Genomic DNA, 22,545 nt, shown 5'->3' with positions numbered 1-22,545 from the left:
GGCAACTCGTGTGCCCGTGCAATCATGCGCCCGCTCAGTCATGTGAATGCGTCTCGGAGTGCTTCGCGCCGTCGTCCGATGGGATGATGTGCAGGTTTCCGAAGCGCACGCCGCGCTGTGTCACCACGCTGTCGGCAAATGCCCTGATGTCATCCGTCTTGCCCTTCAGCACGGAGACTTCGAGGCAATCGTGCCCATCGATGTGAACGTGAAGCGTCGAGACTGAGAGATCGTGGTGATGGTGTTGCGCCGTCGTCAGCCGGCGCGATAGGTCGCGGGTTTCATGTTCATAGACATAGGCGAGGGCGGCGTAGCATCTGGCGTCGCCATCCACGGTCGGCTGCGCGCGCGTAACGGCGTCGCGAACGAGATCGCGCAAGGTTTCCGAACGGCTGGCATAGCCGCGCTGTGCGCTGATCTGGTCAATCGTCTCCAGAAGATCGTCATCGATGGTAATGGTAATCCGCTGCATGTCCCGATCCTGTTCCCCACGGTTTGTCGGCCCCGACTAGAGGAAATTTCGGAGAGATTTGCAACGGTGCCGCGCTATTGCCGGCCGCGAAAACGGCGCTGATAGGTCGGGTCGTAGAGCGAGCTTTCGCGGAAATCGCTGGCGCCAAGTGACTGACCGACAAAGATCAGGGCCGTGCGCTCGATCGGATCGGCGGCCACCTGCGCTTCGATCGTGGCAAGCGTACCCCGAATGATCCGCTCATCGGGCCAGGACGCCTTGACGACGATCGCAACCGGGCAATCGGGCCCGTATAGCGGCATCAGATCTTCGACGACTTCTTTGAGCGCATGGATTGCCAGATGGATCGCGAGCGTGGCGCCGGTCGCGCCGAATTTTGCCAGCGTCTCGTTGTTCGGCATCGGCGAGGCACGACCGGACACGCGGGTCAGGACGAGACTTTGAGCTACCGCCGGGATGGTCAGCTCGCGTCCGAGCGCCGAAGCAGCGGCTGCGAAAGCGGGAACGCCTGGGGTCATCGTATAGTCGATGCCATGCTGTTCTAGCCTGCGGATCTGTTCAGCGACCGCGCTCCAGACCGAGAGGTCGCCGGAATGCAGACGCGCAACATCCTCCCCAGCTTTAGCCGCTTTCAGATATTCCGCCTCGATCTCGTCAAGCGACATGGGCGCCGTATCGATAATGCGAGCTCTGGGCGGGCAATATTGCAGCAGTTCCGGCGAAACGATCGAGCCGGCATAGAGGCAGACCGGGCACTTGCCGATCAGGTCGCGGCCGCGCACCGTAATCAGGTCGGCGGCCCCTGGGCCTGCGCCAATGAAATGCACTGTCATCGCTCTACCTCATTCATCACTATGGCTTGGTCCAAGACCATTGCGTCACCGGCATGGCCGGCCGCCAGCCGGTCATGCGGCCGACGGGGGCGGCGCGCGCAATATCGATGCGGATCAGGGAGCCGCCGCGGCGTGCCTGCTCGGCCAGCAAAAGCGCTTCCATTTCCGTCGTCACGGCATTGGCGACCAGCCTGCCGCCGCTTTTTAATCCATTGATGGCGGCCTCCAGCACGTCGGCATCGCTGCCGCCGCCGCCAATGAAGATCGCATCGGGCGCGGCGAGGTCAGAAAGAGCAGCCGGTGCCTCGCCTTCGACAATCACCAGGCCAGGTACGCCGAAATTGCCGGCATTACGGCGGATACGCGCCGCACGCTCGGGCGATGCTTCGATGGCAATGGCGCGCAGCGAGGGATCGGCCAGCATCCATTCGATGCCGATCGAACCGGAGCCGGCGCCGATATCCCAGAGCAGTTCGCCATGGCGCGGGGCGAGCGCCGATAGCGTCATCGCGCGAATCTCCCGCTTGGTGATCTGGCCGTCATGTTCGAAAAGCTCGTCGGGGAGACCCGCACTCAGCGGTAAAATGCGCGCGCCCGCGTCCGCCTTGACCTCGACGCCGCAGATGTTCAGATCGTTGATGCCGGATAGGGAAAAATCGGCCGCACTCTGGCGAGAGGTCTTTTCATGCGGGCCGCCCAGCGCTTCCAGAACCGTAAGCTCAGATGGGCCGAAGCCGGAGCTTTGCAGCAGGGCCGCCAATTCGGCAGGGCCTTTGCCGTCGGACGTCAGCACCAGGATTTTGCGGCCAGCATGCAGATGCGGCCGGATCAGATCGATCGGCCGCCCGTGCAGCGAGAGAACCGTCGTCTCCTGCAAAGGCCAGCCGAGGCGCGCAGCGGCGAGGCTGAAGGAGGAGGGCGCCGGGATAACAGTCATTTCAGCGGCCGGAATGCTCCGCGAAAGTGTCGCGCCGACGCCGTAGAAAAAGGGATCACCTGATGCGAGAACCACCGTCGGCTTGCCGCGCCGGGCACGCACCGCCTCGACGGATTTTTCGAATGGCGAAAGCCATGTTTGCGTTTCGCCTGATATGAGCGAGCTCATCAACTCGATATGGCGCGTCCCGCCGAAGACGACCGGCGATGAGGCGACCAGCCGCTTGGCTTCGTCGCCGAGACCGGCTGGACCGTCTTCGCCGATGCCGATAAGAATGAGCCAGCGTTGAATTGAAGGTGTCTCAGCCATGGGCAAGGCCCGCATTCTGATCCTCGGCGGCACCACGGAAGCCCGTGCGCTGGCGACGGCTCTTGCCTCGCGAGCGGATCTTGAGATCATCCTGTCGCTTGCCGGCAGAACCACCGATCCGGCGCCGCAGCCCGTTCCGGTGCGCAGCGGCGGTTTCGGCGGCGCAGAGGGGCTTGCCCGTTATATCAGTGACGAGGAGATCGACCTGTTGATCGATGCCACGCATCCCTTCGCAGCCCGCATCTCGGCCAATGCCGCAGCGGCGGCTGCTGAATGCCATGTGTCCGCTTTCGCGCTGCGCCGTCCGGCGTGGGTGCCGGTCGAAGGCGATGATTGGCTTTCCGTGCACAGCGTCTCGCAGGCTATCGCCGCCCTCGGCGATGCGCCCTTGCGCGTTTTCCTTGCGACCGGTCGGCAGGAGGCGCACCAGGCGAACGCCGCGCCGCAGCACCATTATTGGGTCCGCAGCGTCGATCCCGTCGAGCCGCCGCTGGAGGTGCCGCATGTCGGCTACATCCATAGCCGGGGTCCGTTTCGCCTGGCCGACGAACTTGACATGCTGCGACAGTATCAGATCGAGGTGGTCGTCGCCAAAAACAGTGGTGGCGACGCGACCTATGGGAAGATCGAGGCTGCAAGGCACCTTGGCATCAAGGTGATCATGGTCGAACGCGCTGAGGCCGCCGGTCTGCCGGTGGTCGAAACGGTGGAGGCTGCGCTCGGTTGGATCGATCATTTCGCCTCTTCTCCGATGAAACGCGGCGTATAGACCAGATCCGGACGGCCTTCGCGGGCGATGATGCGCGTTTCGGCCGAGCCGATGATGACGCAGGTCGCCATATCCGCTTGTGACGCCTCCGCATCTGCGAGCCGAGCCACCATAATGCGCTCGTCAGGACGACCGGCGGCCCGGCCGAAGATGACAGGTGTTTCGCCGGGCAGTACGGCGCGCAGGATTTCGAAGGCCTTGCCGAGCTGCCAGGGTCGAGCCTTGCTGATCGGATTGTAGAGCGCGATCACGAAGCCCGCTTCGGCGACGGCGCGGAGACGACTCTCGATCAGCGGCCAGGGTTTCAGATTGTCCGATAGCGAGGTGGCGCAAAAATCGTGCCCAAGAGGCGCACCGATGCGCGCCGCCACGGCAAGCATGGCGGTGATGCCGGGCACGACGATAAGGTCTACTGTCCGCCATTCTGCCGGACCGTGATCGATCGCCTCGCAAACGGCGGCCGCCATGGCAAACACGCCGGGATCGCCGCCGGACACGACGCAGACATTGATGCCGGCTGAGGCCCGCTGCAGCGCCACCTTGGCGCGATCCAATTCCTCGCGATTGTCCGATGCCTGACGGATCTGGTCGTCGCGCAGCGTCAGGCGGTCAAGATAAGGACCGTAGCCGTAAAATTCATGGGAATCCGCGACAGCGGCCAGCGCCTCCGGCGTCGTCTGCTCAGGCTTGCCGGGGCCGGTGCCGATGACATAAAGACGCCCGCTCATGGTCTGCTTTCCCAGCCGGGCACGAGAACCAGGGAGAAATACGGTGCCTCGGCATCGTCGCGGCTGGCAAGTGGCGTCATGGCGCCGTTCGCCATCGTGCCGCGCTCGACATAGATCGCCTCTTCCAGCCGGCCGGCGGCATCGAGCGCGCGGCGGATTTTTGGCAGGTTGCGGCCGACTTTCATGATGACGGCCGCCTGCGTATCGCCCAGGCGGCGAGTAAGCTCAGCCTCCGCCATCGTTCCCGGCAGCACGGAGAGAACGTCGTCTCCCTGCACCATCGGCAAGCCGGCGAGCGACCAGCAGCCGGACATGGCCGTCACACCGGGAATGACCTCTGTGGGGAAGCGATCGGCAAGGCGCACATGCAGGTGCATGTAGGAGCCATAAAACAGCGGATCGCCTTCGCTGAGTATGGCAACCGTCTTTCCTTCGCGAAGATGCGCCGCCACCATCTCGGCCGAGACGTCGTAAAAGGCGGTGATCTGATCGATGTAGTCAGGCGCGTCCTTGTCGATCTCGGTCGTGACGGGATAGTAGAGCGGCAGCAGCGTCACGTCGGTTTTCAGGAGGCCGCTGACGATAGCCTTGCCGTTGCCGCCTCTGCCCTGTTTGGCAAAATAGGCAACCACGTCGGCGCGCTCCAGGGCCTTGACGGCCTTGACTGTCAGCAATTCCGGATCACCGGGGCCGGTGCCGACACCGATCAGGCTTCCAATTGACGGCGCGCTCATAGGCCTGGCCTCGCAAGCGCGTTGAGGGCGGCTGCCGTCATCGCACTGCCGCCCAGCCGGCCGCGCACGATGGCAAAGGGAACGCCATAGGAGTTTTCGGCGAGCGCATCCTTCGATTCCGCCGCACCCACGAAACCGACGGGCATGCCGATGATGGCGGCCGGCTTCGGCGCGCCGTCACGCAGCATTTCGAGAAGATGGAAGAGGGCGGTCGGCGCGTTGCCGATGGCAACGACCGAGCCGGCAAGGCGGTCGGTCCAAAGATGCATGGCGGCAGCCGAGCGCGTATTGCCGATGGTCTTTGCGATCTCCACCGTGCGCGGATCCTGCAAGGTGCAGATCACTTCGTTGGCGGCGGGCAGGCGGGCGCGGGTCACGCCACGGGCGACCATTTCGGCATCGCAGAAGATCGGCGCACCGTCAGTCAGCGCCTTGCGGGCGGATGCGACAAAATCGGGGGAGAAGAAAAAATGCTCTGCTGCTTCCACCAATCCGCAGGCATGGATCATGCGGACGGCGACATCGGCCTCGGCTTCGGGAAAACGCTGGAGATCGGCTTCGCTGCGGATGATCGCGAAGGAGCGTTCATAGATCGCATCCCCCTCGCGGATATAGTCATAGTCAGGCATTTCTATCCCTGTCGTAAAGCCGTCGCGATTGCGTCCCAGCCGAGCCGTTTAAGACACTGCTGTGCCGATTCGCCAGCAGCTTTGTTGTTCCGTACCAGTTTCCCGAGCGCAGCCAGCGCCGATTTCAGGTCTTCCTTGTGGATGTAAGCCACCGGCTCTGATGATGATGACCCATTTACGACAATAGCATAGCCCGTTGCAGCACCGACAATGGTCAGCATTGTCGGTGAGGGATGGGCGCAGCCTTTCGTGCAGCCGGACAGATGTACCTTGAGCGAGCCGTCTAGCAGTTCGGGGCCTAAGTTGATGAGATCGGCGGCCGCCTGCCTCGTTGAATAATGCGCAGAGGCGCATGCTCCGGCACCGGAACACGGGATTGCATAATTGGCCGGATCGTCGGCGCGTGTTTGAAAGCCGCATTCAGCTGCCGTGGCTAGGATGTCTTCAATGCGATCGCGAGGAAGCCCGAGCAATAGCAGGCTGTGCGCCGGGCCCGTCCGAATATCATGCACTCCCGCAACCTCAGCCGTGTCGAGAAAGCGAATGAGATCTTGGGCGTGGATCCGACCGAAGGCCGGTCGCAGGCCGAGGGCCGCATGCTGCTTGCCGAGCGGGATGAGGCCGACAGGAGAGGCCGGGGTAGCGCTTTCGACGGGTGAGAAACGGGGAACGGCCGGAAGTTGCGCTTGCAGAGAGGCAATGTCCAGATCGCGGCCGCGAGCGCGAGGACCGACTGCAGTCAATGCTTTGACCAAGGTGATGACGCCAGGAATCGCTTGTTCGTCGGTCAAGTTGGCAAGCGGCGTGGCCGCCGCCTGTGTTCCGGCAATCGCAAGCTCCCACAGTTGCCTGTCATCTATGGCGTTAATCGCCTTCAAACGAATATCCGCCGAAATTTCATCGAGGATCACCCGGCCGCCGCCGTCGACGATGATAGCGAGCTTGGCAGCGAGCGCCGGCTTGGGATATAGGGAATGGATGGCGTTTCGCAGCCGTTGAGCGAGCCCACGCGCATCGGCGATCTCCGACGGATCGACATCGCTGAGCGGCGGGACTTCGATCGCAACGCCGCTCTCCGGCACGATGCCGGCGCGGTCGATATCGGCGGCCAGTCCCGGCATGCTTTGCGGTGTTATACCGCGCAGCTGAAAATTGCCTCGCGCGGTGATCTCGATCAGACCGTTGCCATGCTTTTCTGTAGCCTCGGCCAAGGAGCGAAGTTGAGCGACGGTGAGGCCCGGCGTTGATGGCCGCAGGCGTACGAGCAAACCGTCGCCCGTCTGCATCGGCGCGCTCAAGGAGGGGCAGGCACCGCGAACCATGGAGGGCAGGGGCGACGCAACGCCATCCTCGGCGGCTCCCCTCTCAGAGAAGCACGCCTGGTCCTCCATTGTCTGCGTGTCGGCCGCATCCATAAAACTGCCCTTCATAAGGGACATTTCCTTGCACAAACCGGATCGGCGGGCAAACGATTTGGTATTCGGCGCTTATTCGAGATCGTCGAAATCCTGCCCCTTGCGCATGAGGTAGATATCCATGATCCATCCGTGCCTGGCGCGGGCTTCGGCGCGGGTCGCGAGAATGCGCTCGGAAACGTCAGCCAGCCTGCCGGCGATCGTGATCTCATCCCGAGTGCCGAGATAGGCTCCCCAATAGATATAGGCATCGGGATCATCTATCTTGCTGAAGGCCTGGTCGCCGTCGAGCATGACGACGGCCGTTTCGGCAATTCCGGGAAAGCTCTCGGCCAGCCGCCGACCGGTGGTGATCTGCACCGGCTTGCCGACGAGGTTAAGTGGGATGCGATGGCTTGCCGTCAGCGCCTGGATGCTGGTGATGCCGGGAACAACGCTATAGTCGAGAGCGATCTTACCGCGAGCGACGACACGCTCGAGAATGCGCAACGTGCTGTCGTAAAGGCCCGGATCGCCCCAGACGAGAAAGGCAGCGCTCTGGCTTTCCGTCAGATGTTCCAGAAACAACCGCTCATAAGTCGCGGAAATTGCGTCATGCCATTCGTCGACACTCTGCACATAGCTGCGGTCCGCTGTCTGGCGCGAGGGCACGTCATAACCAACGAAACGCGTGGCCGGATTGGTGACATAGCGCTGGCAGATCTCGCGCCTGACATCGGCAAGTTCCGTCTTGGCCGCGCCCTTGCTGGGAATGAAAATGACATCGGCCGCGTTCAGTGCGTTGATCGCCTGCACGGTCAGATGTTCGGGATTTCCCGTGCCGATACCGACGATGTGGATATGCCGCATGTGCTCGCCCTCGCTCTTCAGCGCTGTTTGCCGGAAGCGCTCGACCATTTCAAGAGCAGACGTTCAAGCCGATTGCCGCTCGAAGGTCCAGCGGCTGGCCATATAGCTGCGCGGCGAGGTGCCTAGCATGCGGCGGAACATGGTGGTGAAGGCGGCCACGCTCTCGTAGCCCGCTTCGAGCGCGACATTGGTGACGGGCTGACCCTCGGCGAGCTGCGGCAGGCAGGCAAAGACGCTCGCCTGCTGCCGCCATGTGGTGAAGCTGATGCCGGTTTCCTTGCGGAACTGTCGGGTGAAGGTGCGACGGCTTACTGAAAGCTTCTCCGCCCAATCGTCCAATCTAGCGTTGGGCGATGGAGTGGACAGATAGTCGCGGCAGAGCGCGGCCATCCGACGGTCGGACGGGAAGGGGAGACCGAGGGGCCGTTCCGGCAGCGTCGCGATTTCTTCGACGAGAAGAGACAGGACCAGCCTTGCCTTTCGATGAGTGACCGGCGCCTCCCGCAGCCGAATGGCCTCCAATAGCAGGCTGCGAGCGAGGTCAGTCACTTCGACGACGCGCGGGGCCTCGTCCTTCGGCGGCTGGCTGCGCGGCGTCACGTAGACGGATTTCATGCTGACATCGCTCAGGATCTCGATCGAATGTTCCAGCCCGACGGGAATGAAAAGGGCATGACCGGGCGGCACCATCCAGCGGCCGCGCGCCGTCATGATGAGCGCGACGCCGGCGAAGATGCACAGCAGTTGCGTGCGGCGGTGGCGGTGCCACGGAACGGTATAGCCCTGCGGCGGCTCGGCGCTATGGACGAGGATATCCGCGGGCGAATCCTCCATCCAGCGCATGTTCTGCACATGATCGTCGGCGAGGGTTGCCAGCAACTGTTTCGAAAGCTTTTCCATTTTGGCCCAATCGAGAAACTATTGGACCAGAACACGAAAGAAGGACACACGCAAGCCGTGCTAAAGGCGGATCAAGTCATATGCTTGGCAAATCTGCCGGCACAGGAAGGATTACCCCGATGGTTGCGGAAGTCTTGGGCACGCAGGCCCGATATCAAAAGACGACGATGTCGGTCGTCATGGCCGTCAGCACGTGCCATCTGCTGAACGACACGATGCAGTCGCTTTTGACATCGCTCTACCCGATGTTCAGAGAGAATTATGCGCTCGATTTCGTGCAGATCGGCCTGCTGACGATGATGTTTCAGATCACCGCATCGCTGCTGCAGCCGGTGGTCGGTATCGTCACTGACAAATGGCCGATGCCCTATTCGCTGCCTGTGGGCATGGTAAGCACCTTTGCAGGCTTGCTGCTGCTTGGCTATGCCGGCAGTTTCGGCGTTCTCCTGATCGCTGCAAGCCTGATCGGCTTCGGTTCGGCCGTCTTCCATCCGGAGGCTTCGCGTGTCGCCCGGCTGGCGTCGGGGGGACGCCATGGTCTGGCGCAGTCGCTATTCCAGCTCGGCGGCAATGCCGGTTCGGCAATCGGGCCGCTGATTGCCGCTTTCTTCGTCCTGCAGAACGGCCAGAAGAGCGTGGCCTGGCTTTCGATGCTCGCGGTGATCGGATTCATCGTTCTGAGCTGGGTCGGCAACTGGTTCATCAACCACCGCCGCCAGCAGTCGGCCCGTCCCGCACCGAGCCGGGCCTTGCCGATCGCACGCAGCAAGGCGATGTGGGCGCTTGCCATCCTCATCCTGCTGACCGCCACAAAGAATGTCTACATGGCGAGCATATCCAGCTATTTCACCTTCTACGTCATCGACAAGTTTCATCTCGATGTCCGCGACGCGCAGCTGATGCTGTTCCTCTTTCTCGGTTCGGTCGCCGTCGGCACGATCATGGGCGGTCCGGTGGGCGACCGCTTTGGCGCGCGTTTCGTGATCTGGTTCTCGATCCTCGGCGTCATCCCGTTTGCGCTTTTGATGCCCTATGCGAATCTATTCTGGACCTGCGTCCTGACTGTCGTCATCGGCCTCGTGCTTGCCTCAGCCTTCCCGGCGATTGTGGTCTTTGCGCAGGAGCTGATCCCCGGCCGCGTCGGACTGATCGGCGGCATCTTCTTCGGCTTCGCCTTCGGCGCGGGTGGATTGGGGGCTGCGGCTCTCGGAGATTTTGCCGACACCCATGGCATCCCCTTCGTCTATACGCTCTGCTCGTATCTGCCGTTGTTGGGATTATTCACGATCTTCCTGCCACGAATTCCACGGCATTGATCGAAATCGGCGGGCAAGCAGCCCGCCTCTTTTCTGGAGCACTTATGCGCAAGCCGCTTGTCAGGCGTAGCGGCTGATGGCGAGATCGGTGGCGTCGATATCAGGCTTGCGGCCACTGACGAGATCGCTGATGACGCGCGCCGAGCCCGAACTCATGGTCCATCCAAGCGTGCCGTGGCCGGTATTGAGGTAAAGCCCCTTGATCTTCGTCGGTCCGATGACCGGAGTCCCATCCGGCGTCATCGGTCGCAGGCCCGACCAGAAGGATGCCTTTGCGACATCGCCGCCGGGGAAGAGATCGGTGACGGAATGCTCGAGCGTCCGGCGTCGGGCAAGCCCGAGATCGTTGGTATAGCCGGAAATCTCGGCCATGCCGCCGACGCGGATGCGATCGCCAAGCCGGGTGATGGCGATCTTGTAGGTTTCGTCCATGACGGTCGATTCCGGTGCGCGCGAGGCATCGGTGATCGGGATCGTCAGCGAGTAACCCTTGACCGGATAGACGGACAGGCTGATGCCGAGCGGCTTCAGCAAAAGCGGCGAATAGCTGCCGAGCGCGACAACGATCGCATCGGCATCCACGCGTCCAAGATTCGTCATCACGCCACGTACCTGGCTGCCTTCGACGTCGAGCCCCTTGATCGTCGTGCCGTATTGGAACTTCACGCCGAGCTCGCTTGCCTTCGCCGCAAGCGCATTGGTGAATTTAAAGCAGTCGCCGGTCTCGTCCTTCGGCGTCAGCAGGCCACCGACGATCTTGCCGCGAACGTGCCTAAGCGCCGGTTCGACGCTGACGCAGCCATCGGGATCGAGCACCTCATAGGGGATGCCGTCGGCTGCCAGGGCCTTGACGTCCTTGGCCGATGCATCGAGCTGCGCTTGCGTGCGGAAAAGCTGCAGCGTGCCCTGCGTGCGTTCGTCATAGGCAATACCCGTCTCTTCACGAAGCTCAGCGAGCGAAATGCGGCTATAATCGGCAAGGCGCAGCATGCGGCTCTTGTTGATCGCGTAGCGTTCCGACGTGCAGTTCGACAGCATCTTGACGAGCCACGAGAGCATGGCGCCATCGACCTTCGGGCGCAGGATGAGGGGCGCATGGTGCATGAACAGCCACTTGATCGCCTTCATCGGAATGCCGGGGGCCGCCCAGGGCGAGCAGTAGCCGAAAGAGACTTCGCCGGCATTGGCAAAGCTCGTCTCCAGCGCCGGTCCCTGCTGCCGGTCGATGACCGTGACTTCGTGGCCCGCCTTGGCAAGCTGATAGGCTGACGTCACGCCGATGATGCCGGCACCCAGAACGACGACTTTCATGATGTCCTCAGAGACTTGAGAGATGGGAAGGTCAGCGATATTGACGGTGGAAGCGATGGCCGAGACTGGTCAGGATTTCGTAGGAAATCAAGCCGGCGTCGCGCGCAAGATCATCCACGGTCTGATGATCTCCAAGAACTTCCACCATGCTACCGAAGGAGAGCGCGCCTTCAGGTAAGGCGCTGATATCGATTGTCGCGCTGTCCATCGAGACGCGGCCGACGATCGGCAGGCGGACGCCGTTGTAATAGACCGCGCCTCGATCGCTGAGGCTGCGCGGCAAGCCATCGGCATAGCCGGCGGCGATCGTCGCGAGCCGGGTCCGGCCCTTCGTCACATGCACCCCGCCATAGCCGACCCGCGCGCCCTCCGGAACGGTTCGCGTCTGTACGACTGCGACATCGAGCCGAACGACGGCCTCCATGGGGTTTGCAACGCCACCGGTCGGAGCGCCTCCATAAAGGGCAATCCCCGGGCGCGCTAACACGCCGTGAAAATCTCCGCCGAGGAAGATGCCGCCGGAATTTGCGAAGGAGACCTGATATTGCGCGAATTCCGCTGCAACGCGACGCATTTCGGCGAGCTGATCGGCATTTTGTTCGCTGTCGGCCTCATCTGCGGAGGCGAGATGGCTCATGATGAACAGGATATCGATGTCGTCGGATGACTGCAGGTGCGCCGCGACCGCGCCACGATCTTCCGGCGGAATGCCAAGGCGCGACATGCCGGTATCGAATTGCAGAACTGCCGTCAGCCGGCGCTGCAGGGATCGCGCAGTGTCGGACCACTGCCGCAACTGATCGAGCGAATTGATGACAGGCACGATGCCGCCATCGGCGCAGGTAGCCTCGTTGCCGGGCAACAGGCCGTTCAGTACAAAAATCGTCGCATCGCCAGAGAGTTGCGGCCGCAGCCGCAATGCCTCGATGAAATGGGCTACGAAGAAATGCCGGCACCCGCGTCCATAGAGCGCTTTCGAGACTTGATTGGCACCGAGTCCATAGGAATCGGCCTTGACGACGGCAGCTGTTTTCGCCGGCGCGACGATGGTGGATAACTTGTCGTAATTCCGGCATAGCGCGGCCAGATCGATCGTCAGATAGCCACATGCTCCACTATCCATCGCCAACTTTGGCGTCCGAGAATCCACAATACCGCCGTCCATGTCCGCCCTCGCTTCTTTCAAGGCAGATTATTGAAAGGATCGTGAAATTGCCTATCAAATAGTGATTGATAATTGTGTAGTTGCATCAATATTGAAACGATCTGCGAATTTTTGAAAGAATCCACATGGCTGCTCTCGACGCTATCGATCGCAATATTCTCCGTGTGCTTCGGCTCGATGCCCGCGTCAGCAACGCCAAGCTGGCAAGTGAGGTGGGACTATCGCCATCGGCCTGCCTGCGGCGCATCAAATTGATGGAGCAGGCGGGGGTAATCCGCGGTTATACGGCGCTGGTGGACACCTCCCAGGCGGAGGCATCGATCGCCGTTATCATCAACATCACGCTCGAGCGGCAGACGGAAGAGCATCTCGATCGCTTCGAGGCGGCGGTGCGCAAACATCCCGAGATCAAGGAATGCTTTTTGATGACGGGCGGCTCCGACTATCTGCTGCGTGTCGAGGTCGCCAATCCTGGCGACTTCGAACGTATCCATAAGGATATTCTGTCGACCATGCCGGGAGTGCTGCGAATCCATTCGAGCTTCTCGATCCGCAACGTGCTTGCGACGCGGCCGAAGGGGCTGCGTTGAATCGACCGAAACTGCTTCGGCACCGGGCGCGGCGTTACTCCGCCGTGTCGTGGGCTTGATCCCAGCCGATGCCTGCGGCGGCATCTACCTCGCAGATCAAGCCGCTCGGCTCGTAACGGACTTGGACCTTGCCGCTCAATTCAGCTGCCAGCAGGCTTTCGATCAAGCGGGAGCCGAAGCCCTTGCGGGTCGGAGGCTTTACGATTGGCCCTCCTGATTCCTGCCAACGCAGCTTGAGCCGGTCGGTCTCACCCGTTTCCACGGACCAGGTGATCGCAACGCGGCCATCCGCCACTGAAAGCGCACCGTATTTGGCGGCATTCGTCGCAAGCTCATGCAGCGCGAGCGATATGGAAACAACGGCCCGCGGCGCAAGCTGGATGGCAGGGCCGGAGATTTCGAACCGGTCTTTCGGATAGGGCGACAATGCCTGGGCTATGATTTCAGTCAATTCGGCCTGCTCCCATTTGCCATGGATCAGCAAATCGTGAGCGCGCGCCATTGAGGAGAGCCTTGCCTCGAAGGTCTCGACGGATGTCTTGTCGACGTCATCTCTTCCCAATGTCTGGCGTGCAATGGCCATGACGGTCGCAAGCACATTCTTGACACGATGATTAAGTTCGCCCACCAGCACGGTCTGCAGGCGCTCGGCCTCCTTCTTGGCGCTGATGTCATGAGCAGTCTTCGACGCCCCCACGATCCTGCCATAGACGTCATAGATCGGGGAAACGCTAAGGAGAACATCGACAAGCTCGCCGTTCTTGTTGCGTCGCTTGGTTTCGTAAGGCTCTACTTTTTGGCCCGAACGGATCCGCGCCAGAATCGCCGGCTCTTCGTCACTGCGGTCTTCCGGAACGAGCATCATCACGGACTGACCGATGGCCTCTTCGGCCGATTGTCCATAAAGCCTTTCCGCACCGCTATTCCAGCTTGTGATGATCATGTTGAGATCGATGCTGAGGATGGCGTCGTCCGATGAGGCGACAATAGCTGCCAGCTGCCGTTCTACCTCCTGTGCACGCTTGCGTTCACTGATATCGGTGACGATCGCGGCGGTTCGCTGGATGCGTCCCGAGCTGTCCTTCAAACCGGAAACGGAGTTTGCAACCCAGACGAGGCTACCATCCTTGCGAACATAGCGCTTTTCGAGCTCGAAGCTTTCGCCGGTCGTCATCATTGCCTCGAACAGGCGCTTATTCTCATCTAAATCGTCCGGATAGGTAATGTCGTACGTCCGCAGGCCGAGGAGCTCGCTTTCGGAATAGCCGACAATCTTGCAGAAACGCTCATTCACCCGGACGAAACGGCCATCGAGTTCGCACTGGGCAAACCCTGTCGTCGATTGCGAGATGACGGCGCGAAACAGCTCTTCACTTTCACGCGCCGCCTGCTCGGTACGAACTCGTTCCGTCGTTTCGTTGACGATGCAGAAGACACCGAGCGCCCGGCCGTCCGCATCACGGACGGGCGAATAGGAAATGTCGAAATAAACCGTTTCGGGATATCCGTAGCGCTCGATGTAGAAGGGCCGGTCCTTGGCGACGACTGCCATGCCATCATGAAGAACGGAGCGAAGAAGCGGTTCGAGGTCGCTCCAGAGTTCGGCCCAGTTTTCTCGCGCAGGCCGGCCGAGTGCGCGAGGATGTTTGTCGCCTATCGTCGGCGCATAGGCGTCATTGTAAAGTGCAATAAAGTCCTCGCCCCAGAACATAACGATCTGAGCTTGGGCGGGGAGCATGATATCGACAGCAGCTGTAAGGCATGCGGGCCATTCCGACCTAGGCCCAAGACTAGTGGCTGCCCAATCGAAGCCGGAGATAAGGTCAGCCATTTCGTTCGTTTGTCTAGCCAGTTCGGGCACGATGTTCAGAATGCATCCTCTCGTTAGCGACTGCAGTTCGCAAGAACTTCCGGGTCTCCCCGATGCTTGCGAATTCATAGCATATTCTCCCTCAAAAAGTGCAGGGAGAAAACTGCTGATTTCGATGTATTTTAAGTGAGATAAGTGAATGTCCGCTACGAATATCTGGGGTATTCAAAGGGAGCGCCATAAGCTCCCGTCTTGGCTAGGCGCCAATTTGACGCTCGCTTCGAGTTGGCTACCAGAAATTCGGGAGATCGGATCATTTTCGCGCTCTTTCTGGGAGTTGTGTCAGGCTGCCCGCAGCAGCATGCCGAAGAGGTCGCGCGGATCGTCTGGATCGGCGATGATATCGAGCTTTTGGAAATAGTCCGTGCCGGCCAGCTTTTCGCGGACATAGCGCAGAGCGGAAAAATCCTCGATCGCGAAGCCGACGCTATCGAAGAGCGTGATCTGCCTGTCACTGCTACGGCCCGGTGCCCGGCCGCTGACGACCTGCCAGAGTTCGGTGACCGGATAGTCCGCGCCCATCTGCTGGATTTCGCCCTCGATGCGGGTCTGCGGCGGATATTCGACAAAAGTGTCGGAGCGCAGCAGGATGTCGCGGTGGAGCTCTGTCTTGCCGGGGCAATCACCACCGATGGCATTGATGTGGACGCCGGCGCCGACCATGTTGTCTGTCAGAATGGTCGCGAATTGCTTGTCGGCCGTGCACGTCGTGATGATATCGGCGCCTTCGATGGCAGCCTGAGCCGAGGTGCAGGGCACCAGACGCAGGCCTGTTCTGGCGAGATTGCGGGCGGTCTTTTCGGTTGCTCTCGGGTCAATGTCGTAGAGGCGAACTTCCTCGATGCCGAGGACCGCCTTCATTGCCAGCGCCTGGAATTCCGCCTGTGCGCCATTGCCAATCAGGGTGAGACGGCGCGAATTGGCCGGCGCCAGATGTTTGGCCGCCATCGCCGAGGTGGCAGCGGTGCGCAGCGCCGTCAGCAGCGTCATTTCCGTCAGAAGCACCGGATATCCGGTCGAGACTTCTGCAAGCAGGCCGAAGGCGGTCACCGTCTGCAGTCCCTGCGCCATGTTCTTCGGATGGCCGTTGACATATTTGAAGCTGTAGACGGCGCCATCCGAGGTGGGCATCAATTCGATGACGCCGTCATGGGAATGGGAAGCGACGCGGGGCGTCTTGTCGAAAAGGTCCCAGCGGCGGAAATCCGCTTCGATAGCGTCCGTGAGTTCGATGAGCACGGTTTCGATGCCGATGTGATGGACGAGCCGCATCATGTTCTCGACGCTGACGAAGGGAATGAAAGCTTTTTCCGATGGGAGCGGGGCGGACATTCTCGTATCCTCGATGAAAATCATTTCCCTAGGGTACCAAGCGGATCGATTGACTGAAATCGCAAAACTGTGTCAGTTCTGGTATGAGTTTATACAAATTGCCCAGGATTTTTGACAGATTAGACAAGATCAGGATCTGCGATGACGCTTGCTAAGTATATTCCCGATGATCTCGACCGGCGTATCATCGCTCATCTGCGTGCCGACGGGCGGGCTTCGCTCTCCAAACTATCTGATGTTTTGGGCGTCGCGCGTGGCACGGTGCAGAACAGGCTGGACCGGCTGATAGAGACCGGCACGCTGCTCGGCTTCACCGTAAGGGTCCGGGAAGACTATGAGGAGCAGACCGTGCATGCCGTCATGATGATCGAAGTCGTGGGGAAATCGACGACGCAGGTCATCCGCAAGCTGCGCGGCCTTCCCGAAATTTATTCGCTGCATACGACGAACGGCAATTGGGATCTGGTTGCCAATATCCGAGTGACCAGCCTGTCCGACTTCGACCGGGTTTTGCGCGAGGTGCGGATGATCGATGGTGTTGCGAACAGCGAGACCAGCCTGTTGCTGAGCAGTCTATGATAGCTCGCGTTCAAAGCCACTGATCGCGGGGGGGGGGGGACGGTCTAGGTAACCTCATTTGTGGAGTGCTTATTCCAGGCATCGTAATTTGCCGGACACCATCGGGACTTAGCGAACCTCGTACACCCTTCAGCGCTATTTCAGAGTCCGTGAATGTCCATGTTCCATATACAACTAACGCTCGGATGGTTTGCCGCTTTGGCTCTCCAGCCGATAGCGATGTCCCGGATAAACCAGCCGCGCCGTGGACACTATGCCGCGCGCGGACCATGTGCGCCTCCAGATCGTCAGGCAGGGTTCGGTCTTCAGGATCGTCAGCAGCTTGCATTCCCAGGCTTGCGGCATGACGGCTTCGACGACATGTTCTGAGCCGCTGAGCGGGGCAACGGCCGAAAGGTAGGCATTCGGTGTCATGTCGGTAAAATCCTGTTGCAGGTAATCGGGCGCGGCCTCTGGATGGACATGCCGGTCCTCGATCTGGACCGGCACTCCGTTCTCGCTATGCACGATCAGCGAATGGAAAACCGGCGATCCGATGCCGAGTTCCAGCGCATCGGCTACGTCAGGCGAGGCGGCCTCCTGGGCCAGCACGATCACGGTTGCCTGATGAGAGTGGCCGCGTTCGGCGATTTCCTCGGCGATGTTGCGGACCTCGAACAGTGCCGATGCTCCCTTGCGCTCGGCGACGAAGGAGCCGACGCCCTGGATGCGGACGAGTTCGCCTTCATTGGCCAGTTCCCGCAGCGCACGATTGGCCGTCATCTTGCTGACGCCAAGCTCGACCACCAATTCGTTTTCGGAGGGAACGCGATATTTCGGCGGCCACTCACCGCTATGAATGCGGTCGAGTATCATCTGCTTGACGCCGGCATAGAGAGGTGCGGTATCATTTTCCGCCAGTTCGCGTTTCATCTCGCCGGAACGCTTCATTGCCTATTCCCTTTGCATCGCGTGAATCTGCCTCGAAAACAACTTTCCCACTTGCATATCATAAATTATCTCATATGGTACCCTATACAACCTCGCAATCAATCCTAAAAATTAATTGGGAAAGCGGGCAAGCCGGCGAAGATCGGTAGGAAGTGCTGCAAAGCCTGTTTCAACCTCAGAGGAGCTCAATACGATGAAATTCAGTGCAATTCTCTTGTCAGGCGTCGTAGCTGCCGCCGCTTTCGCCGCGCCTGCATTCGCCAAGGACTGGAAGACGGCAACGATCACCCTGGAAGGTGCCTACGCGCCGTGGAACATGACGAACGCCGACGGCACGCTCGGCGGGTTCGAGCCGGAGCTTGCCAAGGTTCTGTGCGAACGCGCCAAGATCGATTGCAAGCTCGTCGCTTCCGACTGGGACGGCATGATCCCGGCGCTGAACGCCGGCAAGTTCGACGTGATCATGGATGCGCTGTCGATCACTGACGAGCGCAAGCAGGTCATCGGCTTCACCATCCCTTACGCTGCTACGCCCGCCGCCTTTGCGACCGCGAAGGACAGCCCGCTTGCGAATGCCGCCGGCACCGGCACCACGATCAAGATGACTCCCGGCCAGACCGGCGTCAAAGAAATCGACGTGTTGAAGGAAGCCTTCAAGGGCAAGACGATCGGCATCCAGGCTGCAACCGTTTATGCCAAGTTCGTCTATGACAATTTCGGCTCGATCGCTACGATCCGCGAATACAAGACCGGCGCCGACCGCGATCTCGATCTGCAGAACGGCCGTATCGATCTCGGCTTCGATGACGCCGTCTACTTCGCGAACGCCTTTGCCAGCGCCAATGATTCGCTCGCCTTCACCGGCCCGGAAATCGCCGGCTCCATCTGGGGCGAAGGCGAAGGCCTCGGCATCCGCCAGGCCGATACCGATCTGCGCGACAAGTTCAATGAGGCGATCAAGTCTGCGCTTGCCGACGGTACCATCAAGACCCTGTCGATGAAGTGGTTCAAGGTCGACGTCAGCCCGAATTGATGAGCGCGGCCTTTGGGTCGTTTTCATCGGTCTCCGGCTTTGCGGCCGGAGACCATATGATATCCTGACGCCTGAAACTGCCACGGACGGGGATTGGATCTATGGCAAGCTTGCAATTGCTGGGCTTCGGCTCGAACGGGTGGGGCGCGCTGCTGCTTGTTGCCGCCTTGATGACGCTTGCCGTCACGGCAACCGCCTTGGCCATCGGCGCCGTTCTGGGCGCGGTCATAGCGTTCGCGAAACTTTCCGGAAGCCTGGTGCTAAAGACGCTCGGCAATATCTACACGACAGTCTTTCGCGGCGTTCCCGAGCTTCTGATCATCTATCTGATCTATTTCGGCGGCTCGTCGGCGGTAACGTCGATCGGCAAATGGCTCGGCTATGATGGCTTTCTCGGCTTGCCATCCTTTGCCGCGGGTGCTCTTGCCGTCGGCATCATTTCCGGCGCCTATCAGGCCGAGGTTTTCCGCGGCGCCTATCTTGCCATTTCCAAGGGCGAGCTTGAGGCCGCGTCTGCTATAGGCATGCATCGCGGTCTGCGCCTGCGCCGCATCATCATTCCGCAGGTCTTCCGCTTTGCCATTCCCGGGCTCGGCAATGTGTGGCAGCTCAGCCTCAAGGACTCCGCTTTGATTTCGGTGACCGGCCTTGCGGAGCTGATGCGCACCAGCCAGGTCGCAGCCGGCTCTACCCGTCAATATTTCCTCTTCTTCATCGCCGGCGGCATTCTCTATCTGGTCCTGACCAGCCTGTCGGACCGCATCTTCAACAAGGCCGAACGTCACGCCAATCGCAGCATGCCGGCTGCGACGATTGGCCAGGCTTGAGGAGGACGGCATGGATTTCGGTTTTCTTTCGAGCACGATGGTCACGCTGCTGAAGGCGGTGCCGATGACGCTGCTGCTCTTCTCCCTGTCGATCCTCTGTGGCGGCCTTCTCGCGCTTGTCATCGTCGCCATGCGCGTCAGCGGCAATCCGATCCTGTCCGGCTTTGCCAAGGGCTATATTTTCGTGTTTCGCGGCTCGCCGCTGCTGATCCAGATGTTCCTGGTCTTCTATGGCTTGGCGCAATTCTCGATCATCCGCTATTCGTTCCTCTGGCCGTTCCTGCGCGAGCCCGTCGTTTGCGCGATCCTGTCGCTGGCGCTTTGCACTGCCGGCTATTCGGCCGAGATCTTTCGCGGCGGCATCCGTGCCGTTTCGCCGAAGGAGATCGAAGCCGCGCGTTCGATCGGAATGTCCGGCTTCCTGCTCGTGCGCCGCATCATCGCGCCGATCGCCTTTAGGCATGCGCTGCCGGCCTATTCGACCGAGATCGTGCTGATGATGAAGTCGACGGCGCTCGCGAGCCTCGTCACGGTCTGGGAGGTCACAGGCGTTGCCCAGCGGCTGATTTCGCAGACCTATCGCACGATGGAAGTCTTTATCTGTGCGGCGATCATCTACCTCGTGCTGAATTTCATCATTCTGCAGGCTATGGCCTTGCTGGAATATTCTCTGTCCCGCCATCGCCGCGCGATACCGCCGGCGCTGAAGGCCTAAAGCTTACTGGAGCAGGCAAATCATGCCAGGTGTCACCCGACTTTCCGTCCGCAACATCCGCAAGAGCTTCGGTACTCATGAAGTCTTGCGAGGCATTTCCCTCGATGCTCAGGATGGCGATGTGATTTCGCTGCTCGGCGCTTCCGGCTCGGGCAAATCGACTTTCCTTCGCTGCATCAACCTCCTCGAAATCGCCACGGATGGCGAGATCTGGGTGGATGGCGAGCAGATCCGCATGATCCACAAGAATGGCAAGAGCTACCCAGCGAGCCATAAGCAGGTGGATCATATCCGCTCCGAACTCGGCATGGTCTTCCAGAGCTTCAATCTCTGGTCCCACATGACGATCCTGCAGAATGTCATCGAGGGGCCGGTGCATGTCCTGAAGCGTCCTCGCGCTGAATGCATTGCCGAGGCCGAAGTGCTGCTGGAGAAGGTCGGCATTGCCGACAAGCGTCATGCCTATCCCGCGCATCTCTCCGGCGGCCAGCAGCAGCGCGCGGCGATTGCCCGCGCGCTTGCCATGAAACCGAAGCTCATGCTGTTCGACGAGCCGACCTCGGCGCTCGATCCCGAGCTTGTCGGCGAAGTGCTGCGCGTCATGCGCTCGCTTGCTGAAGAAGGCACGACGATGCTGGTTGTCACTCACGAAATGAGCTTCGCTCGCAATGTCTCCAACCGCGTCGTCTTCATGAAGGAAGGGCTTGTCGAAAGCACCGGCACGCCGGATGAGATGTTCGGCGGCGGCGCCTCGCCGGCCTTCCGCCAGTTCATCGGTCATTTCGGAAACGGACAATGACCGTCACCATCGATGGACCGCTATCCTGGCGCGACATCGCCCGCGTCGGCGGCGGTGAACCCCTGTCTCTCTCCGATGCTGCCTGGAAACGCGTTGCTCAGGCAAGCCGCATCGTCGAGCGTATCGTTGAAACGGGCGTGCGCGCCTATGGCGTCAATACCGGCGTCGGCGCGCTTTCCGACACGGTGGTTGATCGCGATTCACAGAGCCGGCTGTCGCGCAACATTATCCTCAGCCACGCCTGCGGTGTCGGTCCGCTTTTGCCGGCGCGCGAGGTGCGCTCGATCATATCAGCGCAGATCGCCAATTTCGCCCACGGCCATTCCGGCGTGCGGCCTGAGATCGTCAGGCATCTGGCTGCGTTTCTCGAACATGACTGCATTCCGGAAGTCCCGTCCAAAGGCTCAGCCGGCTATCTCACGCACAATGCCCATACGGCACTCGTCCTGATCGGCGAGGGGAGGGCTGTCGTGAAGGGCAAGTCGATGAGCGGTGCCGAGGCGCTTGCGGCAATCGGTCTGAACCCCTTGGTGCTTGGCGCCAAAGAGGGCTTAAGCCTCGTCAATGGCACGGCCTGCGCCACGGGATTGTCGGCGCTTGCCGTCTCCCGTGCCGAGCACCTGCTCGATTGGGCCGATGCCATCGCCGCGCTGACCTTGGAAGCCGCTGGCTGCCAGATGGCGGCTTTTGATGAGAAGGTACTGGCGCTGCGCCCATCGGCTGGCATCGCCAAGGTCGGGCGCAGCTTGCGCAACCGCCTGCATGGCAGCGGTCTCGTTGCGGCTGCCCTCGGCCGGCGGACGCAGGATGCGCTGAGCCTGAGGTCGGTCCCCCACGCCCACGGCGCGGCCTGGGATGTCTTCGAGCAGACGGCTGATATCGTCGATCAGGAACTCGCCTCGGTAACGGATAATCCGGCTGTTTCAGGCACGCCGGAGCAGCCGGTTGTCTCTTCCGAGGCGCATGCTGTGGCGCCCGCTCTTGGGCAGGCAGCCGATAGTCTGGCGATTGCGATCGCCCAAATTGCCGCGATGAGCGAGCGGCGGACGGATCGACTTGTCAATCCGCTGGTCAGCGGCTTACCGCCGTTTCTTGCAAGCGACGCCGGCAGCCATTCCGGTTTCATGATCGCGCAATACACGGCCGCGGCGCTGAGCAACGACAACCGGCGGCTCGCCGCACCGGCATCGCTCGATGGCGGCCTGACCTCCGGCCTGCAGGAAGATTTCCTGGCCCATCCGACCGCGGCGGCCAACAAGCTGCTCGCTATCCTCGACAATGCCGAATATATCCTGGCCATCGAGCTGATGGCGGCGGCGCAGGCACATGATTTCCTCGTTTCGAAGGGTGCCAGAGCGCCGGGAACGGAGCGTATTCACGCGGCTGTCCGTTCATGCGTGCCCGTTTATGGCGACGATCGTCCCTTGAATGCGGATATGGAAGCCTTGCGGGCCATGATCGCCAAGACCGCGCCGCCTGCGGAAAACCAAACTGGAGCATGAA

23 protein-coding genes are annotated in these 22,545 nt (G+C 60.9%); 9 read left to right on the top strand and 14 right to left on the bottom strand.

The genetic code is table 11. From position 1 onward, the window contains the following. Nucleotides 1-34 precede the first annotated feature (34 nt). The 3 genes from nikR to cbiE form a co-directional block, all read right to left on the bottom strand. Nucleotides 35-472 carry a nickel-responsive transcriptional regulator NikR gene (gene nikR / locus AC13QE_RS12560; protein ID WP_488483920.1) on the bottom strand — a complete coding sequence of 146 codons (438 nt, stop codon included), beginning with the start codon at nt 470-472 and terminating at the stop codon, nt 35-37. Nucleotides 473-546: 74 nt separating this feature from the next. Further along, nucleotides 547-1,305 carry a precorrin-4 C(11)-methyltransferase gene (gene cobM, locus AC13QE_RS12555; RefSeq protein WP_488483919.1) on the bottom strand — a complete coding sequence of 253 codons (759 nt, stop codon included), beginning with the start codon at nt 1,303-1,305 and terminating at the stop codon, nt 547-549. Between the two features lie 19 nt (nt 1,306-1,324). Further along, the gene (cbiE, locus tag AC13QE_RS12550) at nt 1,325-2,566 is read right to left on the bottom strand and encodes a precorrin-6y C5,15-methyltransferase (decarboxylating) subunit CbiE (protein ID WP_488483918.1); all 1,242 of its coding nucleotides are present in this window, start codon (nt 2,564-2,566) and stop codon (nt 1,325-1,327) included. Between cbiE and AC13QE_RS12545 the strand changes: the two genes are divergently transcribed. After that, on the top strand, nt 2,550-3,320 hold the full coding sequence (locus tag AC13QE_RS12545) for a cobalt-precorrin-6A reductase (protein WP_488483917.1): 771 nt from the start codon (nt 2,550-2,552) through the stop codon (nt 3,318-3,320). The two genes, cbiE and AC13QE_RS12545, sit on opposite strands and share 17 nt — an antisense overlap. On the opposite strand, the gene AC13QE_RS12540 is transcribed toward AC13QE_RS12545, so the two are convergent. From AC13QE_RS12540 to AC13QE_RS12515, 6 genes are all read right to left on the bottom strand, one after another. Further along, nucleotides 3,284-4,048, bottom strand: a complete 765-nt coding sequence (locus tag AC13QE_RS12540; RefSeq protein WP_488483916.1) for a precorrin-3B C(17)-methyltransferase — start codon at nt 4,046-4,048, stop codon at nt 3,284-3,286. The two genes, AC13QE_RS12545 and AC13QE_RS12540, sit on opposite strands and share 37 nt — an antisense overlap. Further along, nucleotides 4,045-4,782 (bottom strand): precorrin-2 C(20)-methyltransferase, encoded by a 738-nt coding sequence (locus AC13QE_RS12535; protein ID WP_488483915.1) that lies wholly within the window; start codon nt 4,780-4,782, stop codon nt 4,045-4,047. The genes AC13QE_RS12540 and AC13QE_RS12535 overlap by 4 nt, the downstream gene beginning before the upstream one ends. Next, nucleotides 4,779-5,411 (bottom strand): precorrin-8X methylmutase, encoded by a 633-nt coding sequence (locus AC13QE_RS12530; protein WP_488483914.1) that lies wholly within the window; start codon nt 5,409-5,411, stop codon nt 4,779-4,781. Before AC13QE_RS12530 ends, AC13QE_RS12535 begins: the two co-directional genes overlap by 4 nt. Before the next feature lie 2 nt (nt 5,412-5,413). Next, nucleotides 5,414-6,841 carry a precorrin-3B synthase gene (cobG, locus tag AC13QE_RS12525; RefSeq protein WP_488483913.1) on the bottom strand — a complete coding sequence of 476 codons (1,428 nt, stop codon included), beginning with the start codon at nt 6,839-6,841 and terminating at the stop codon, nt 5,414-5,416. 57 nt (nt 6,842-6,898) lie between these two features. Then, nucleotides 6,899-7,675: a precorrin-6A synthase (deacetylating) gene (gene cobF, locus AC13QE_RS12520; RefSeq protein ID WP_488483912.1), complete on the bottom strand. Its 777-nt coding sequence runs from the start codon at nt 7,673-7,675 to the stop codon at nt 6,899-6,901. A gap of 63 nt (nt 7,676-7,738) precedes the next feature. Beyond that, on the bottom strand, nt 7,739-8,575 hold the full coding sequence (locus AC13QE_RS12515; protein WP_132719352.1) for an AraC family transcriptional regulator: 837 nt from the start codon (nt 8,573-8,575) through the stop codon (nt 7,739-7,741). Nucleotides 8,576-8,694: 119 nt separating this feature from the next. Here AC13QE_RS12515 and AC13QE_RS12510 point away from each other — a divergent pair, with 119 nt between their 5' ends. Then, the gene (locus AC13QE_RS12510; protein WP_488483911.1) at nt 8,695-9,891 is read left to right on the top strand and encodes an MFS transporter; all 1,197 of its coding nucleotides are present in this window, start codon (nt 8,695-8,697) and stop codon (nt 9,889-9,891) included. A gap of 60 nt (nt 9,892-9,951) precedes the next feature. Here AC13QE_RS12510 and AC13QE_RS12505 read toward each other — a convergent pair whose 3' ends face one another. Both AC13QE_RS12505 and alr read right to left on the bottom strand, forming a co-directional pair. Beyond that, nucleotides 9,952-11,202 (bottom strand): D-amino acid dehydrogenase, encoded by a 1,251-nt coding sequence (locus tag AC13QE_RS12505; RefSeq protein ID WP_488483910.1) that lies wholly within the window; start codon nt 11,200-11,202, stop codon nt 9,952-9,954. Between the two features lie 31 nt (nt 11,203-11,233). Next, the gene (gene alr, locus AC13QE_RS12500; protein WP_488483909.1) at nt 11,234-12,367 is read right to left on the bottom strand and encodes an alanine racemase; all 1,134 of its coding nucleotides are present in this window, start codon (nt 12,365-12,367) and stop codon (nt 11,234-11,236) included. Nucleotides 12,368-12,492: 125 nt separating this feature from the next. Here alr and AC13QE_RS12495 point away from each other — a divergent pair, with 125 nt between their 5' ends. After that, complete coding sequence (locus AC13QE_RS12495) at nt 12,493-12,957, top strand: Lrp/AsnC family transcriptional regulator (RefSeq protein WP_488483908.1); 465 nt, start codon at nt 12,493-12,495, stop codon at nt 12,955-12,957. Between the two features lie 34 nt (nt 12,958-12,991). Here the strand turns inward: AC13QE_RS12495 and AC13QE_RS12490 are convergent, their stop codons facing one another. Together AC13QE_RS12490 and ocd are read right to left on the bottom strand one after the other, a co-directional pair. Beyond that, a complete protein-coding gene (locus AC13QE_RS12490) occupies nt 12,992-14,788 on the bottom strand; it encodes a PAS domain S-box protein (protein WP_488483907.1) in 1,797 nt (598 codons plus the stop codon). 321 nt (nt 14,789-15,109) lie between these two features. Continuing rightward, a complete protein-coding gene (gene ocd, locus AC13QE_RS12485; RefSeq protein ID WP_488483906.1) occupies nt 15,110-16,159 on the bottom strand; it encodes an ornithine cyclodeaminase in 1,050 nt (349 codons plus the stop codon). Nucleotides 16,160-16,300: 141 nt separating this feature from the next. On the opposite strand from ocd, the gene AC13QE_RS12480 reads away from it, so the two are divergent. Then, nucleotides 16,301-16,738 carry an Lrp/AsnC family transcriptional regulator gene (locus tag AC13QE_RS12480; protein WP_488483905.1) on the top strand — a complete coding sequence of 146 codons (438 nt, stop codon included), beginning with the start codon at nt 16,301-16,303 and terminating at the stop codon, nt 16,736-16,738. Between the two features lie 174 nt (nt 16,739-16,912). On the opposite strand, the gene hutC is transcribed toward AC13QE_RS12480, so the two are convergent. Beyond that, nucleotides 16,913-17,668 carry a histidine utilization transcriptional repressor HutC gene (gene hutC, locus AC13QE_RS12475; RefSeq protein WP_132719361.1) on the bottom strand — a complete coding sequence of 252 codons (756 nt, stop codon included), beginning with the start codon at nt 17,666-17,668 and terminating at the stop codon, nt 16,913-16,915. Between the two features lie 193 nt (nt 17,669-17,861). Here hutC and AC13QE_RS12470 point away from each other — a divergent pair, with 193 nt between their 5' ends. The 5 genes from AC13QE_RS12470 to AC13QE_RS12450 all read left to right on the top strand — a co-directional run bounded on the left by AC13QE_RS12470 (nt 17,862) and on the right by AC13QE_RS12450 (nt 22,544). After that, nucleotides 17,862-18,701, top strand: coding sequence for a transporter substrate-binding domain-containing protein (locus tag AC13QE_RS12470; RefSeq protein ID WP_183711550.1), 840 nt, complete (start codon nt 17,862-17,864; stop codon nt 18,699-18,701). Nucleotides 18,702-18,802: 101 nt separating this feature from the next. After that, nucleotides 18,803-19,528: an ABC transporter permease subunit gene (locus tag AC13QE_RS12465; protein ID WP_132719363.1), complete on the top strand. Its 726-nt coding sequence runs from the start codon at nt 18,803-18,805 to the stop codon at nt 19,526-19,528. Between the two features lie 10 nt (nt 19,529-19,538). After that, nucleotides 19,539-20,243 (top strand): ABC transporter permease, encoded by a 705-nt coding sequence (locus tag AC13QE_RS12460; RefSeq protein WP_183874013.1) that lies wholly within the window; start codon nt 19,539-19,541, stop codon nt 20,241-20,243. A gap of 22 nt (nt 20,244-20,265) precedes the next feature. Then, nucleotides 20,266-21,042 (top strand): ABC transporter ATP-binding protein, encoded by a 777-nt coding sequence (locus tag AC13QE_RS12455; RefSeq protein WP_092706976.1) that lies wholly within the window; start codon nt 20,266-20,268, stop codon nt 21,040-21,042. Beyond that, nucleotides 21,039-22,544: an HAL/PAL/TAL family ammonia-lyase gene (locus AC13QE_RS12450; RefSeq protein WP_488483904.1), complete on the top strand. Its 1,506-nt coding sequence runs from the start codon at nt 21,039-21,041 to the stop codon at nt 22,542-22,544. The genes AC13QE_RS12455 and AC13QE_RS12450 overlap by 4 nt, the downstream gene beginning before the upstream one ends. Nucleotide 22,545 lies beyond the last annotated feature (1 nt).

The organism is Martinezella sp. CNPSo 3957 (assembly GCF_057784395.1).
Note: the sequence above shows the minus strand (reverse complement) of the source record. Positions and strands in the feature narration are given on the sequence as shown.